At 65.3% G+C, this 13,611-nt stretch carries 15 protein-coding genes; 13 read left to right on the top strand and 2 right to left on the bottom strand.

Going from position 1 to position 13,611, the window contains the following annotated elements:
• Positions 1 to 194 precede the first annotated feature (194 nt).
• A complete protein-coding gene (locus BA190_RS10510; RefSeq protein ID WP_068285967.1) occupies positions 195 to 662 on the bottom strand; it encodes a VapA/VapB family virulence-associated protein in 468 nt (155 codons plus the stop codon).
• 622 nt (positions 663 to 1,284) lie between these two features.
• On the opposite strand from BA190_RS10510, the gene BA190_RS10505 reads away from it, so the two are divergent.
• From BA190_RS10505 to BA190_RS10460, 10 genes are all read left to right on the top strand, one after another.
• Positions 1,285 to 2,319, top strand: a complete 1,035-nt coding sequence (locus BA190_RS10505) for a helix-turn-helix domain-containing protein (protein WP_156771474.1) — start codon at positions 1,285 to 1,287, stop codon at positions 2,317 to 2,319.
• A gap of 56 nt (positions 2,320 to 2,375) precedes the next feature.
• Positions 2,376 to 3,512 carry a hypothetical protein gene (locus BA190_RS10500; protein ID WP_068285963.1) on the top strand — a complete coding sequence of 379 codons (1,137 nt, stop codon included), beginning with the start codon at positions 2,376 to 2,378 and terminating at the stop codon, positions 3,510 to 3,512.
• A 134-nt stretch (positions 3,513 to 3,646) separates the two neighbouring features.
• Positions 3,647 to 3,931, top strand: coding sequence for an acyl carrier protein (locus tag BA190_RS10495; protein ID WP_068285961.1), 285 nt, complete (start codon positions 3,647 to 3,649; stop codon positions 3,929 to 3,931).
• 1 nt (position 3,932) lies between these two features.
• Positions 3,933 to 5,141, top strand: a complete 1,209-nt coding sequence (locus tag BA190_RS10490) for a beta-ketoacyl synthase (protein ID WP_256390526.1) — start codon at positions 3,933 to 3,935, stop codon at positions 5,139 to 5,141.
• Entirely contained in the window at positions 5,138 to 5,557 is a 420-nt protein-coding gene (locus BA190_RS10485) for a hypothetical protein (RefSeq protein ID WP_068285957.1), read from the top strand. The genes BA190_RS10490 and BA190_RS10485 overlap by 4 nt, the downstream gene beginning before the upstream one ends.
• A complete protein-coding gene (locus BA190_RS10480; protein WP_068285955.1) occupies positions 5,554 to 5,952 on the top strand; it encodes a MaoC family dehydratase in 399 nt (132 codons plus the stop codon). Before BA190_RS10485 ends, BA190_RS10480 begins: the two co-directional genes overlap by 4 nt.
• Positions 5,949 to 6,746 (top strand): SDR family oxidoreductase, encoded by a 798-nt coding sequence (locus BA190_RS10475; RefSeq protein ID WP_068285953.1) that lies wholly within the window; start codon positions 5,949 to 5,951, stop codon positions 6,744 to 6,746. The genes BA190_RS10480 and BA190_RS10475 overlap by 4 nt, the downstream gene beginning before the upstream one ends.
• Positions 6,743 to 7,849 (top strand): glycosyltransferase, encoded by a 1,107-nt coding sequence (locus tag BA190_RS10470; RefSeq protein ID WP_068285951.1) that lies wholly within the window; start codon positions 6,743 to 6,745, stop codon positions 7,847 to 7,849. Before BA190_RS10475 ends, BA190_RS10470 begins: the two co-directional genes overlap by 4 nt.
• Positions 7,849 to 9,081, top strand: coding sequence for a glycosyltransferase family 2 protein (locus BA190_RS10465; RefSeq protein ID WP_068285949.1), 1,233 nt, complete (start codon positions 7,849 to 7,851; stop codon positions 9,079 to 9,081). The genes BA190_RS10470 and BA190_RS10465 overlap by 1 nt, the downstream gene beginning before the upstream one ends.
• Before the next feature lie 36 nt (positions 9,082 to 9,117).
• The gene (locus BA190_RS10460; RefSeq protein WP_156771473.1) at positions 9,118 to 10,449 is read left to right on the top strand and encodes a glycosyltransferase family 2 protein; all 1,332 of its coding nucleotides are present in this window, start codon (positions 9,118 to 9,120) and stop codon (positions 10,447 to 10,449) included.
• A 15-nt stretch (positions 10,450 to 10,464) separates the two neighbouring features.
• On the opposite strand, the gene BA190_RS10455 is transcribed toward BA190_RS10460, so the two are convergent.
• Positions 10,465 to 11,679, bottom strand: a complete 1,215-nt coding sequence (locus tag BA190_RS10455; RefSeq protein ID WP_068285946.1) for an aminotransferase class I/II-fold pyridoxal phosphate-dependent enzyme — start codon at positions 11,677 to 11,679, stop codon at positions 10,465 to 10,467.
• Between the two features lie 196 nt (positions 11,680 to 11,875).
• Here BA190_RS10455 and BA190_RS10450 point away from each other — a divergent pair, with 196 nt between their 5' ends.
• The 3 genes from BA190_RS10450 to BA190_RS35230 all read left to right on the top strand — a co-directional run bounded on the left by BA190_RS10450 (position 11,876) and on the right by BA190_RS35230 (position 13,411).
• Complete coding sequence (locus BA190_RS10450; RefSeq protein ID WP_068285944.1) at positions 11,876 to 12,769, top strand: transglutaminase family protein; 894 nt, start codon at positions 11,876 to 11,878, stop codon at positions 12,767 to 12,769.
• Positions 12,770 to 12,893: 124 nt separating this feature from the next.
• Positions 12,894 to 13,121, top strand: a complete 228-nt coding sequence (locus tag BA190_RS10445) for a hypothetical protein (protein WP_068285942.1) — start codon at positions 12,894 to 12,896, stop codon at positions 13,119 to 13,121.
• Entirely contained in the window at positions 13,118 to 13,411 is a 294-nt protein-coding gene (locus BA190_RS35230) for a type II toxin-antitoxin system RelE/ParE family toxin (protein WP_082979630.1), read from the top strand. Before BA190_RS10445 ends, BA190_RS35230 begins: the two co-directional genes overlap by 4 nt.
• The last annotated feature ends 200 nt before the right edge of the window (positions 13,412 to 13,611 follow it).

Raw genomic sequence — 13,611 nt, 5'->3', positions numbered from 1 at the left:
CTAGAGCAAAACGCGTTCAAGTGTGAACGCTATTTTGCTCTAACCCTTTGGTTCGACGCGTCTTTGCGATTCTTGGTGATTCCGCCAAATCGCTATGGAGCAAAGCGTGTTTGAGTGTAAACGCTTCACTGCCTGCGCCCGATGCCCACACAGGGACGGTGGCAGGCCAAAGGGAGCGGCCTGCCACCTCTTCGTCATTTCCAGCGACCGGTACCGCCGCCGGTTCCACCGACCGTGCTGACGCCGCCCGACATGAAGTTGCCCAGCAGGGCGTGGCCCTTGCTGAAGAAGTTCACATTCAGCATCACGGGACTGGCGTTGAACTGGAAGCTCACGGTTTCCGCATAGAGGCGGTTGAGGTCCTTGGTGAATATCGTGCCGAACATCACGCCGCCGCCGGGACTGGAAACGCCACCGGCATTGCCGGTGAAGGTCTTGAGGACATGGCCATATCCCCTGTCGGTCGTGACTTCGATCGTGAAGCGCAGATAGAAGATGGCGCTGATGATGGTGCACTTGGCCGGATATTGGTCGGCTGCCGCCGTGCCCATGATGTCGGCCGTGATGGCCTTGATCTGGTCCTGCTCGAGCAGCCCCGCCATCGAGCTTGCAAACTCGCGGGCGGCAAGGTCGGGGTCGTAGTTCAACTTGGCGTCGTCCATGGAGCTCTCCTGATCTTGATCCAAAGTTCAGGCGCGTTGGCGCTCTTTTTTCTCGGTTCTCTCGTCAGGGCCTGCGGCCAGTGGCAACAGGCCCTGGAACGGGACGTCAAGTCTTGCCTTGGCGCCTTGATCGGCGGCTTTGCGCGTGAAGAGGCATCATGGGCGAGGCTCCGGGAGCGATTTCTATTTGTTAAAATGAACCAAAATACCTCAAATGTGGTAGGATAAGCGTCTCTATATATTTGGATAAACGTCTCTTTCTGGTGGATTTATCTAAAAAATACAGAAAATCATAACCCGAGCGTGAAAATATTATTTCAGTATTTGCTTTTCATTTTGCTGAAATTCGAACCCATGAAAGGTGATTCTTAGTTTTATTGAGGTAAATGTCGTAACGGTCTTTCGTAAATGAAAATTTCATCATGGAACTGTAAGCAGATGGCAGTTAAACTGCAGATATCTGAATTTTGAAGAACGTGTCGTTATATTGTAATTGTCGCTCGCGCGTTCTTTGCCGAGGCACGCGCGGGCCGCCCTTGCAGCAGCATCGGAAGATGTTATTCGTTGGTAGGTGTCAGGCCGGTGCGGCAGGGCGCGAGCCAACCTTGTTCGGGAGACATGCGTGAAGCGATCCACTGCCGACTGGAGCAAGGATGCGTGGAGCTGGCGTCCGGGCGATGGGCGCTGGTCGATGAGGCGCCATGGCTTGCCCAAGACGGCCGTCTATGCGCGTCTCGATACGCGCGACCATCGTCCGCACGAGCGCTATGATTTCTGGCGCGAGGCCGCCCTCTACGAGATCGACGCGGACCAGCGCAGTGACCCCTCGCCGTTTCTGGCGGAGGGGGCAGGCGTGATGGGGCCGGGAGGCTCGATCTTCACCACGCGTTCGCACGCATTGGCGGGCGGGCGCCGGTTCGGGCAGAGCGAGCGGGACGGTGGTGACGATATCGCCATCGGCCTGGTCCTCTCAGGCAAGCGCCGGCACGAGGAAGGGGATGAACGCAGCCTGGCCACGGCTGGGCAATTCTTCGCCTTCGATGCCAGAAGCGAGAGCCGAGTGACCTGGACCGCCTTCGAAGCGGTGCATCTGGCGATGAGGCGCGAGCGTGCGGAAGCGATCCTGGGGCCGCAGCTTCCGTCCTCGGCCGCGCTCGCCCGCTGGCTGGGGGCATCACCCGCCGGCCGTATCCTCGCCGCCCAGATGCGGGCCCTGGCCGGCGAGATCGACAATCTCCATCCCGACGAGCGCGCCAGCCTGCTCCAGATCACGCTCGATCTGGCCGATCTCGCCTTGCGCGATGTCGCGGGGCGGAGCGAGGACGAGGATCTCGAAGTTGCCGGCAGCGTCTTCAGCGCCGCGATGCGGTTGATCGACGTCAATCTCGCCAACCCCGCTTTCGATCCCGATATGCTGGCGGGGCTGCTCGGCTGCTCGCGCGCCACGCTCTATCGCTGCTTTGCCGAGCAGGACATCGCCATCGCCGAGGCCATTCGTGCGCGGCGGCTGGGACGGGCGCGCGACATGCTGGCCCGCGCGCCGCGCAGCGTGCCGATCGCCGATATCGCCATGCGCTGCGGTTATCTCGATCCGGCCCATTTTAGCCGATTGTTCCGCCAGGAATTCGGCGTCAGCCCGACGGATGCCCGCGGTTGAGCCGCTCTTGCCCGTCACCCGTTGCCTTTCCCGTCCGAACTTGACAGAAGGGCGGCATGCCCGTCACCGTCCGTCCCGTTTCCTCCAAGCGCGAGCTCAAGCAGTTCCTTGCTTTGCCGAGGCTTCTCTACGCCTGTTACAGCGACTATGTCGCGCCGCTCGACCATGATCGGGCGCAACTGATCGATCCGGCCAAGAGCGCCTTCTGGACCCATGGCGAAGCCGCCTATTGGCTCGCCTATGACGGGCAGGGCCGGGCCGTTGGCCGTATTTCCGCGCAGATCGATCATCTCGCCACGGGGGCCCAGCACGAGGGCATCGGCTTCTTCGGCTGCCTCGACGCGGTGGATGACGAAGGGGTGGTGGCCGAGCTGGTGCGGACTGCAGCCGCTTATCTCGCGGGCAAGGGCAGGGCGGTGATGCGCGGCCCCTTCACGCTGTCGATCAACGCCGAATCCGGCCTGCTGATCGATGGTTTCACCGCGCCGGCCATGGTGCTGATGCCCTGGCACCCGCCCTATCTGCGCGCCCATCTGGAGGCGGCAGGCCTCGCGCTGGTAAAGACGCTGCATTCCTATGGCTTCGACCGGCGCCGCAGCGATCTTGCCGACAGGCTCGAAAAACTCGGCATGGAGCGCCGCCGAAAGGGGTTCGACATCCGCGCCATGCGCATGGACAGGCTGGCCGAGGATGCCGAACTCGGGCGATGCCTGTTCAACGGTTCCTGGGCCGCCAATTGGGGCTTCGTACCGGTCTCGCAGGCGGAAATGGCGGCGATGATCAAGGCCTTCAAGCCCTTGCTGAAGGCCGATTATGGCGTCTTCGTCGAACGAAACGGGGAATTATTGGGCTTTGCCCTGTTCCTGCCCAATGTCTTCGAGATCACGGGCGATCTCGGCGGCTCGCCATCCCCCATCGGCTGGCTGAAACTGGCGTGGCGTGGCCTGACGCGGCGCTTTGCCGGCGGCCGCGCCGTGCTGTTCGGCGTGGCGCCGCGCCTGGTCGGCTCGGTCTCCGGGGCCAGTGTCGCGCTCATCCTGGTGGATGAATTGATGCGCCGGGCGGCCATCACCGGTGTGCAAGATTTGGAATGCGGTTGGATTCTTGACGACAACTATGCCATGACGAGCGTAGTTGAATGGCTCGGGGCCCGGTCGACACGCCGTTTCGGCGTCTTTGAAGCATCGATTTAGTCCCATTGCGCCCATGGCGTTTTGTGATTTGACGGCATTGCCTAGAATCGCAAAGCGCGTTGAAACAAAAAAGCTTGAGCAATCGAGCGGTTAGCTACAGCGCGCTTTGCTCAAGCGACGTGTCCAGGAAGAAGATGTCGACCGAAACCAAAGATAACATCCTGTCCGATCCGCAGCGTGTCTATGACGAGGTCGTCAACCTGATCGTATCCGAGGGCATGGTGGATCGCGAGAAGGTAACGCCTGACGCGACCTTCGAGACACTCGGCCTCAAATCCATCGATATCGTGATGATCCTCACGGCCGTGGAAGAAAAGTTCGACGTCTATATTCCGATGGACGGCTCGATCGCCGAAGCCAAGGATCTCAAATCCTTCATCGACGGCGTGCTGGCCCGCATTGCCAGTGAAAAGTCCTGATTTGAAAAGACGCGTCTATATTACCGGCATGGGGGCAGCGACGGCGGTGGGGCTTGGTGTTCCGGCGCTGTGGGAGGCCGCCCGCGAGGGCCGGAGCGGCATCGGCCCGCTCGAAGTGGCGCGGGAACTGCGCCACAATATCCGCATCGCCGGCCAGCTGCGCGGTTTCGACCCGGCTGCCCATATCGAGCCCGATGTGCTGGCCTTCTGCGACCGCTTCACCCAGCTCGCCATCGTGGCCGGCGACGAGGCCCTGGCGCAGGCCGGCTTTGCACGCGGCGCGCGGCAGGGCGAACGCACGGCTACCATCGTCGGCACCGGCATCGGCGGCGGTGAAACCATCGAGATCGGCATCCACAACGCCTATGTCACCGGCCAGCGCCTCGATCCCTGGAGCGTGCCGCGCCTGATGCCCAATGGCGCCGCTTCGCAGCTGAGTGCCCGCCACGGCGCACGCGGCCCCTCCTTTGCGGTCGCCAGTGCCTGTGCATCGGGCACCCAGGCCATCGGCCTCGGCGCGCATTTCATCCGGGCGGGCATGGTCGACCGTGCCGTGGTCGGCGGGGCCGAGGCCTGCATCACCGCCTCGGGCATGAAGGGCTGGGAAGCGCTGCGCGTGCTCTCCCCCAATGCCTGCCGCCCCTTCTCCAAGGACCGCAACGGCATGGTGCTGGGAGAAGGCGCCGCCATCTTCATGCTGGAGAGCGAGGAGAGCGTCCGTGCCAGGGGGGCGACCCCGCTGGCCGAGCTCTGCGGTTACGGAACCTCCAGCGATGCCGGCGACATCGTGCGCCCGGATGCCGGCGGAGCGGCCTCCGCCATGCGCCAGGCCCTCGATGATGCCGGGCTGGAACCGGAGGCGATCGACTATGTCAACGCCCACGGCACCGGCACGCTTGCCAATGATGCCACCGAGGCCGCCGCACTCGCCGCTGTTTTCGGCGAGCGCCTGGCCAGCCTGCCGGTTTCCTCCACCAAGCCGGTGCACGGCCATGCTCTCGGGGCGGCTGGCGCCATCGAGCTGGCAATCACCGTGATGGCCCTGCGCGAGGGTGTGGTGCCGCCCACCCTCAACTGGACAACGCCCGATCCCCGATGCGATCTTGATTGCGTGCCGGATCAGAAGAGGGCGGTGACGATGCGCCATGCCATGACGAATTCCTTCGCGTTCGGCGGCATCAATGCGGTGCTGATCGTCGGACAGGCATGAGCGCGCCGCCGCCCCTGCGGATCGGCCCCATCGCGGCTCGGGTCGAGGCGGACGCCGTGCGGCGCTATCGCGAGGCGACCGCCTTCGATAGTGCGATGAGCGGGGGGATGGCGGGCGATGGCGACGAGGTTCCCGCGACCTTTCCGGCGATCTGGCTGTGGCATCCGGCCGCCAAGGCCGCCTTCGACGATCTTGCCGGCGAGGAGCATCTCATACCCGTGCTGATCGCCCAGCGCTTCAGCTATCGGCGCGCCTTGCGCATCGGCGAGGAGATCCGCTTCGTGATCACCCGGCGGGCGGATGCATCCATGCCCGACGACGTGCAGATCGAGGCGCATATCGAAGGCCGGGATGGCGAGGTCATCGCCGATTTCGCAGCGACCTACCGGTTGTTCCAGCCGGAGCTGGCGCGATGAGTGCCTCGATGCCATCGCTCACCATCGGCCCGATCGGCAAGGCTGAGGTCGAGGCGTTCGCCCGGGCTTCGGGCGATACCAATCCCCTGCATGTCAGCGCTGCCATCGCCCGCACCATCGGCCTGGAGGCTGCGCCCGTGCATGGCATGCTGCTGGTCGCCTATCTCAATGAGGCGGTGCGGCGTTTCCTGCCGCAGGCAGTGATCGCAGGCCTGTCCACCCGCTTCATGGCACCGGTGCCCGTCGGGGCTGAAGTCGAGATATCGGGGCGGACGGTCAAGCGTCACGAGGACGGCGAACCGGCCGTGCTGCGCCTCTTCGTCAAGACGAGCGGCGGCGTCGTCGCTTGCATGGCGGAAGCGACTCTGTCGCGCGCGATGGAGAGGGGGGCATGAGCGGCCGGACCGTGCTGATCACCGGGGCCAGCAGCGGGATCGGCAGGGCTCTCGCCCTCGAATATGCCACGCCTGAAACCCACCTTTTCCTTGTTGGCCGGGATGCGGTACGGCTGTCCGACGTCGCCGAGCTCTGCCAGGCGCGCGGCGCCATGGTCGTCACCGGCCGCATCGATGTCCGGGATCGCGTGGCGCTTGCCGACTGGGTCGCGGCGCGGGACGGCGAGGTACCGATCGACCTCGCCATTGCCTGCGCCGGCATCGTCTCGGGCACCAGCGCGCAAAGGCCGCTCGACCCCGGTGAGGCGATGCGGGCCGTGCTCGCCGTCGATCTGATGGGAGCTGTCAACACCATCGAGCCAGCACTGGAAGCCATGCGTCGCCGAGGCCGCGGTCACGTCGCCTTGGTCGGTTCGCTGGCGGGCCTGCGCGGCTTCCCGTCCTCGCCGGCCTATTCCATGGCCAAGGCCGCCATTCACGCTTATGCCGAAGGCATCAGGCCGGCACTGAAGCGCGAAGGCATTGCCGTCAGCCTGATCGCGCCGGGCTTCGTCACCACGCCGCTCAACGCCGAGCTCGTCGCGCCGCAACCGCTCAAGGTCACCGCCGCCAGGGCGGCCCGCATCATCCGCAGCGGCCTCGACCGCCGCAAGCCGGTGATCGCCTTTCCCTTCATTCTCTATGCGGGTCTGCGCCTGCTCACTTTGTTGCCCGCCCGTTTCGGCGACTGGCTGCTCGATCGTCCCGGTGTCGACGTGCCGTTGACGCAGGAGCGGGAGAGAAGCGGACCATGACGTTATTCGCGGCCCTGGCCGGCCTGTGGTGGCTCGCTCTCGTCGCCCTGTTGCTCGGTTCCACGCTGCTCGCCTTGCTCCAGCCGGCGCTGGCGGCGCGCCGGGCCGTTGCCGGCGAACGCGGGCCCGTCTCGGTGCTGGTGCCGCTCCGCCGCGCCGAGGAAGCGCAGAATGAGGCAAACAGGAAGTTGACCGATCTGAACGATCCCGGCCTCGAAGTCCTGTTCTCGGTGCAGTTCGCAGCCTCTCACCCTCCCCTGAAAGGGGAGGGTGTACAAGCTCCCGCCCGCATCCTCTTCACCACGCCCATTCCGGGCGCCAATCCGAAGATCGCCAATCTCCTCGAACCGGTCGAGGCTGCGGCCCATGACCTCCTGCTGATCAAGGATGCCGCCACCATTCTGCCGCCCGATACCCTGACCGCGATGATGGCGAGCCTGGCGCCGGGGGTCGGACTGGTCTCTTCCGTGCCCGTGGCGCGGGGCCCCGGCAATTTTGCGGCCATGCTGGAAGCCAGCCTCGTCAACACCTATGGCGGGCGGTTGCTGCTGGCGCTCTCCGCGCTCGGGGGCGGAGCCGGCATCGGCGCGGCCATGCTGCTGCGGCGGTCTGACCTCGAAGCTGCCGGCAGCCTGCGGGCGATCCTGCGCGCCGTCGCCGACGACCATGCCCTGGCCAAGCTCCTGAAGGCGAGGGGGCTACGACCGGTCTTTGCCGCGGCCACCGTCGATCAGGACCTTGGCGCCCGCCGGCCTGGCGAGATCTGGCGGCGCCATCTGCGCTGGGCGATCTGCCGGCGCCTCGAGGAGCCCCTGGCCTTCGCCGCCGAGCCTTTGACCGGCTTGCCTGCCGCCTGCCTTGCGGCGCTCGCCGGCGCCGCTCTCCTCGGCCTGCCCGCCATACCCCTGCTGGCGCTGACGATCCTCCTCTGGCCCGCGGCCGAATGCGTCCTCGCCTGGCGCAAGGGCTGGCCGCTCTCGCCAGCCATGCCGCTGGCCGTGCTGGCCAGGGAGGCGCTCATGCCGGTGCTATGGCTGAACGCCCTCGCGGCGCGCCGCCTTGCCTGGGGCACGGCCACGATAGCGCTGTCGGGGCGACACTGATGCTGCTGGTGATCGATGTCATCGGCCTTGTTGCCGGCCTTTTCCTCGTCGTCCTGCTTGGCCAGCATCTGCGCCTTGCCTGGCGCGCGCGCCGCTACCGGCCGCCGCCGATGAAGCCGGATGGCGAGCCCCCGCATGTCCTCCTGCAGATCCCTGTTTACAACGAGGCCGGTTCCGTCGAGGGAGCCCTGGCCTCGGCCCTGGCGCTGGACTGGCCGGCCGACCGGCTGACCGTCCAGCTTCTCGATGATTCCACCGACGAGACGGCGGCCCTGGCCGCCGCCGCCATCGCCGGCCTGCCGCCGGGAGGCCCGGCGGTGCAGCAGGCCAGGCGCGTGAACCGGGACGGCTTCAAGGCCGGCGCCCTTGCCGAAGGCATGCAGCGTTGCGATGCCCCGCTGATCGCCATTCTCGACGCCGATTTCAGGGCGCCGCGGCAATGGCTGAGGCAGGCGGCGGCGGTGCTGGCCGCCGATCGGCAGGCAGCCTTCGTGCAGTTCCGCTTCGAGTTCGGCAATCGCGACCAGAACTGGATGACTTTGGGCCAGCAATTCTCGGTCGATGCGCATTTCCTTGCCGAGCAGGCGGGAAGGCAGGCCGGCGGTGACATGTTCCAGTTCAACGGCACCGGCGCGGTCTGGCGCCGCGCCGCCATCGAGGCCGCGGGCGGCTGGTCACCCGATACGCTGGCCGAGGATCTCGACCTGACCTTGCGCAGCTATGCCGCCGGCTGGCATGGCCAGCTGATGCTCGAGCCTCCGCTGACCTGCGAGGCGCCGGCCGATCTCGTCAGCTGGCGCGTGCAGCAGGCGCGCTGGTCGACCGGCTTCGTCCAGGTCGCGCGCAAGGGGCTGCCGCTCGCCTGGCGCTCGAACTGGAAACTGGGCGCCAAGCTCGGCACCAGCCTGCTGCTCGGCCTGCAACTGGGCCTGCCCTGTTTCGTGCTGGCGGCCGCCGCCTTCGTGCTCGACGGCCTGTTGCGCGGCTTCGGCAGCGGACATGCCGTTCTGGTGACGGCTGCCGCCCTCTATGCCGGGATCGCAGCCGTTTTCATCACCCTGCCGCCATTTCTGCGCTTGCGCCGGGGTGGTATCATCCGCTACGGGGCAACCCTGATCGCAATTCCGGCCCTGCTCGTCTTTCTGGCTTTGGCCAATTCGGCGAGCGTGGTCGCCGCTCCCTTCGCTGGCCGGCACGATTTCGTGCGCACGCCCAAGCGTGGTGACCGGTGAGAGACGATAGGCGAGTATGGGGCTGAGAGACGGAGTTTGACGGGTTTGTGGGAGAGTTTCTGGGCGGTCGCCGGTTGGCTGGCGGTGATCTTGGCCGTGATATCGTTGCTCGGCTGGTCGGTCACCTTCGGCTCGACCCTGGCGACCTTCTATCTCGTCTTCAAGCATTGGCGCCTGCGCAAGGCCGGCGTCGAGGCGGAGCGCCTTTTGCTGGCCCGGGGCCTGCCTGACAGGGCCGACCTTCCGGATGTGGTGGTGCAGATCCCCACCTTCAATGAAGGCGCCATGGTTGCCCGTGCGCTCGACGCCGCCACCGCCCTCGATTGGCCGCGCGAGCGCCTGCATATCCAGATCCTCGACGATTCCACCGACGGCTCCACCGTCTTCGCCAACGAAGAGGTGGCGCGGCGCCGGGCGCTGGGCTTCGACGTGGTGCTGATCCATCGCAAGGACCGCACCGAATACAAGGCCGGCGCGCTCGCCAATGCGATGACGCTGACGCCGCATGGCTTTTTCGCCATTCTCGACGTCGATTACGTGCCTGACCCCGATTTCCTCAAGAAGACCATGACCTGCCTGTTGGCGGATCCCAAACTCGCCTTCATCCAGGCCCGCTTCGACTATCTGAACCGGGATGCCAACCCGTTGACGCGTACCCAGGCGGTGCTGCTCGACGCGCATCTCGCCATCGAGCAGGGCACGCGCTGCTGGGCCGGCCATCCCCTGCCGTTCAACGGCACCTGCGGCGTCTGGCGCCGCGAGGCGATCGAGGCGGCCGGCGGCTGGCGCGGGGGCACCTTGGCCGAGGATCTCGACCTGTCCTACCGGGCCTGGCGCATCGGCCGGCGCGGCTCGTTCCTGATGAGCGTGCCTGTGCCCGGCGAACTTCCCGAGACGATGAAGGCGTGGATGACCCAGCAGCAGCGCTGGACCAAGGGCTTCGGCGAGGTGATGCTGCGCCTGCTCTGCCCGATCCTCGGCGATGGTTCGCTCTCGCTCACCGATCGCCTCAAGGCGGCGATGCATCTGGGGGTGTGGTGGTCGGGCCTGGCCTGGGCGGTGGCCCTGCCGGCCGGCATCGGCGCGATCGTGCTGGGAGCACCGCTGCGCTGGGAATTGGCCGGTGTCCTGGTCGGCCAGCTCTTGATCGGCTATGTCGCGCTCTTCGTGTTCCTCAGGGCCGGCAACCTGTCCCTGCGGCCCGGACAGACCAGCCTCTCCGATTTCCTGCGGGAATTCGTGCAGGTCTCCCGCGATCTCTTCCGCATCGGCGCCGTCATCGGCCCCGCTCAGCGCGAGGTGATCTTCCGCAAGCGCAGCGAGTTCGTGCGCACCCCGAAATCCACCGCGGCGCCCAAGGTCGTCTGAGATCGCTCCGTTGTCTCAGGCCGCCGGCCTGAGCACGCCGGTCTGGCGGCCCGCCGTGGCGATGATGTCGAGCGCGGCCTCGATGTCGGTGGCACTGTGGGCTGCGGAAACCGAATAGCGCAGCACCACTTCGCCATTGGGCGTGGCCGGCGGGATCAGCATGTTGACGTAGAGCCCGGCGCGGAGCAGGGCGGTCCAGGTGTCGAGCCCTGCCTTGATGCCCGGCATGCGCACGGCGCCGACCGGGCCGGGCGGGGCGAGAGGCGGCAGGCCGAGGCCGGTCAGGCCGCGATGCAGCATCTCGGCATGGCTGAACACGCTAGCGCGGCGCGCGCTGTCATCAGCGATGATCGACAGGGCCTGCCGGGCGGCGGCCACCACCGGCGGGGGCAGGGAAGCCGTGTAGAGATAGCTGCGTGCGGCAAAGCGCAGGGCCCTGAAGGCCGGATCGTGGGTGACGCAATAGCCCCCGACCACGCCGACGCTCTTGGAGAAGGTGCCGACGATGACGTCGACCTTGTCTTCCACGCCCTGCGCTTCGGCAACGCCGCGCCCCTTGGCGCCAAAGAGCCCGAGGGAATGGGCCTCGTCGACCAGCAGCACCGTCCCGCTCTGCGCGGTCACGGTGCTGATTGCTTTGAGGTCGGCGACATCGCCGAGCACGCTGTAGAGGCCCTCGACGATGACGAGCAGGCGGCTTGGTGCGATCTCGCTTTGCGCGATGACGCGGGCGAGATCGGCAGCGTCATTGTGCTTGAAGGTGAGGATTTTCGCGCCCGATAACCTGCAGGCATCGAAGATCGAGGCATGGCAATGGGCATCGAGCACCACGGCATCGCCCTCGCGCACCAGCCCGCCGATGGCACCGAGATTGGCCATGAAGCCGGTGGAGAACACCACGGCATCGCGCCGGCCGTAGAGCTCGGCGATGGCTTTTTCGAGCTCGACATGCAGGGCCTGGTTGCCGCTGGCGACGCGCGAGGCGGTCGAGCCGGTGCCGAAGCTCGCCAGCGCCGTGCTGGCCGCCTCGATGCAGGTGGGGTCGAAATTGAGGCCGAGATAGGAATTGGTGCCGAACATCAGGGTCTCACGCCCCTCGATCACGGCACGAACCGGGCTGAGCACGCGCTCGATCACCACGTTGAGCGGGGTAAGGGCACCCCCGGTGGAGCGCTCGAAAATATCGGCGAAACCCTGCGATCGTGCCCTGATGCCCGGCGGCCCTGCCATCGTCACTCCTTGTTTCCAAGCCAATCAACGGATTGGCTTGAGTCTTTCTTATGATTCCCGGCGATGTCGCCAGATCATGAAACTCGAACGCCCGGCAAGAGTTTCCCCTGTCGCCGGCTCGTTTCGGTCTTACCCTATTTTTTCGTATCGTCCATCCGGACCCGGACGAATCTGCTGCCTGAAGGGAGTTCGTGCCTTGAAACGCCTGATCGTCAGCCATCGCACGACCTATCGCTATGCCGAATCGGTTAGTTTCGGGCCGCATCGCATGATGCTGCGCCCACGCGACAGCCACGAGATGCGGCTGATCTCGGCCACCCTTACCACCTCGCTGCCCGCCGAGTTCGCCTGGACCTATGATGTCTTCGGCAACGAGGTCTGTACCGGCGTGTTCACGGGGCAGGCCGGCGAATTGTCGATCGAGAGCCGGCTCGAGATCGAGCGTTTCGCCTCGGCCGTGCCGACGATCCATCTGACCGGCGGGGAAGCGCCTTTCCCGGTGACCTATTCGGCCGACGAGACCATCGATCTCGGCGCTGCCATGCTCGCCTCGGCCGACGACTATCCCGACGAGCTCAGGCTCTGGATCGCCGGCGCCCCGAAGCGTCATCCAGGCGGGGCGCGCGATCTTTTGACCGGCCTGTGCCAGGAGATCCATGGCGAGTTCGCCTATGTCACCCGCTTCGAGCAGTCGACCCAGGACCCGGCCGTCACCTTCGCAAACCGGAGCGGCGCCTGCCGCGACTTCGCGGCCCTGTTCATCGCCGCGGCCCGGCTGCTCGGCTTCGGGGCGCGCTTCGTCTCGGGCTATCTGTTCGACCCGCCTCCGGAGGCCGGGGCGCCCGTGCTGCAGGGAGCAGGGGCGAGCCATGCCTGGGCCGACGTCTATCTGCCGGATATCGGCTGGATCGAGTTCGACCCGACCAACGGCCTGGTGGCATCCGACCGGCTGATTCGCATCGCGGCCGTGCGGGAACCACATCAGGCCATACCGATATCAGGCTCATTCATCGGCTCTCCCTCCGCCTTCATCGGACTTTGGGTCGGCGTGGATGTCGAGGAGGTCGAGGAGGCGGGCTTGTCGCCGTAGAGCGCAGGCGTACCGAATAAGCCGATTGGAGGGTGAACGTCCTTCCCCATCTGCAGGAGGGGTTGTTGCCTATCAGCACCAAAATGCCACTGCAAAAGCCCGGTGAAGTTGCTACATTGGCCTTATGACAAAACTGCTCCGCGAAGCTTTTGAGAAAGTGCGGGCCCTGCCTCCCGAGATGCAGGATCAGGTCGCGCGTATGCTGCTGGCCTATGCCGGTGGCGAAGAGCCAATAGTCGAAATGACACCGGAAGAAATAGCGGACCTGATCGAAGCCAAGGCCGAAGTGGCGCGCGGTGATGTGGCGTCCTCGGCTGAGGTGAAATCGGTGCTATCCAAATACCGCCTGTGAGCCTGCGTTATTCAAAACGAGCACTTCAGCAGATCGATAAAGCCCTGGGTTACATCGCAGAGCGCTCTCCTGCCGGGGCTGCAAAGATCGAAGCGCGCATGTCGGCGATCCTTCTACTCTTGCAGATTCAGCCACACGCTGGTGCAAGGACAAGAATTGCAGATGTGCGTCGGGTTTTCCTGATCCCCTATCCATATCTGCTCGACTATCAGATCGTCGGCGATGACATTATTGTGCTGCGGTTTCGACACACCGCGCGCAATCCAGCCTCAATTCCAGAAAAAGCCTGACTGGTATCGTTATCCCGAACGGTTTGTGCATTTTCCCGAGCCGTCCTTTCTCCTCCGGCGCGGTGGGTGAGCCCAAGAAGCCCGATGTTTCGCCGACAGGGCTAGAGCATCGCGCCGAAAAGTGGGTAGCGGTTTTCGGCAAAAAAGATGCGGCAACAAGGAATTACAGCATCGAGCCTGATTCAGAAATCAGGTTCGAT

Origin of the sequence: Labrys sp. WJW (assembly GCF_001676615.1) — a bacterium.
Lineage (GTDB): Bacteria > Pseudomonadota > Alphaproteobacteria > Rhizobiales > Labraceae > Labrys > Labrys sedimenti.
Note: the sequence above shows the minus strand (reverse complement) of the source record. Positions and strands in the feature narration are given on the sequence as shown.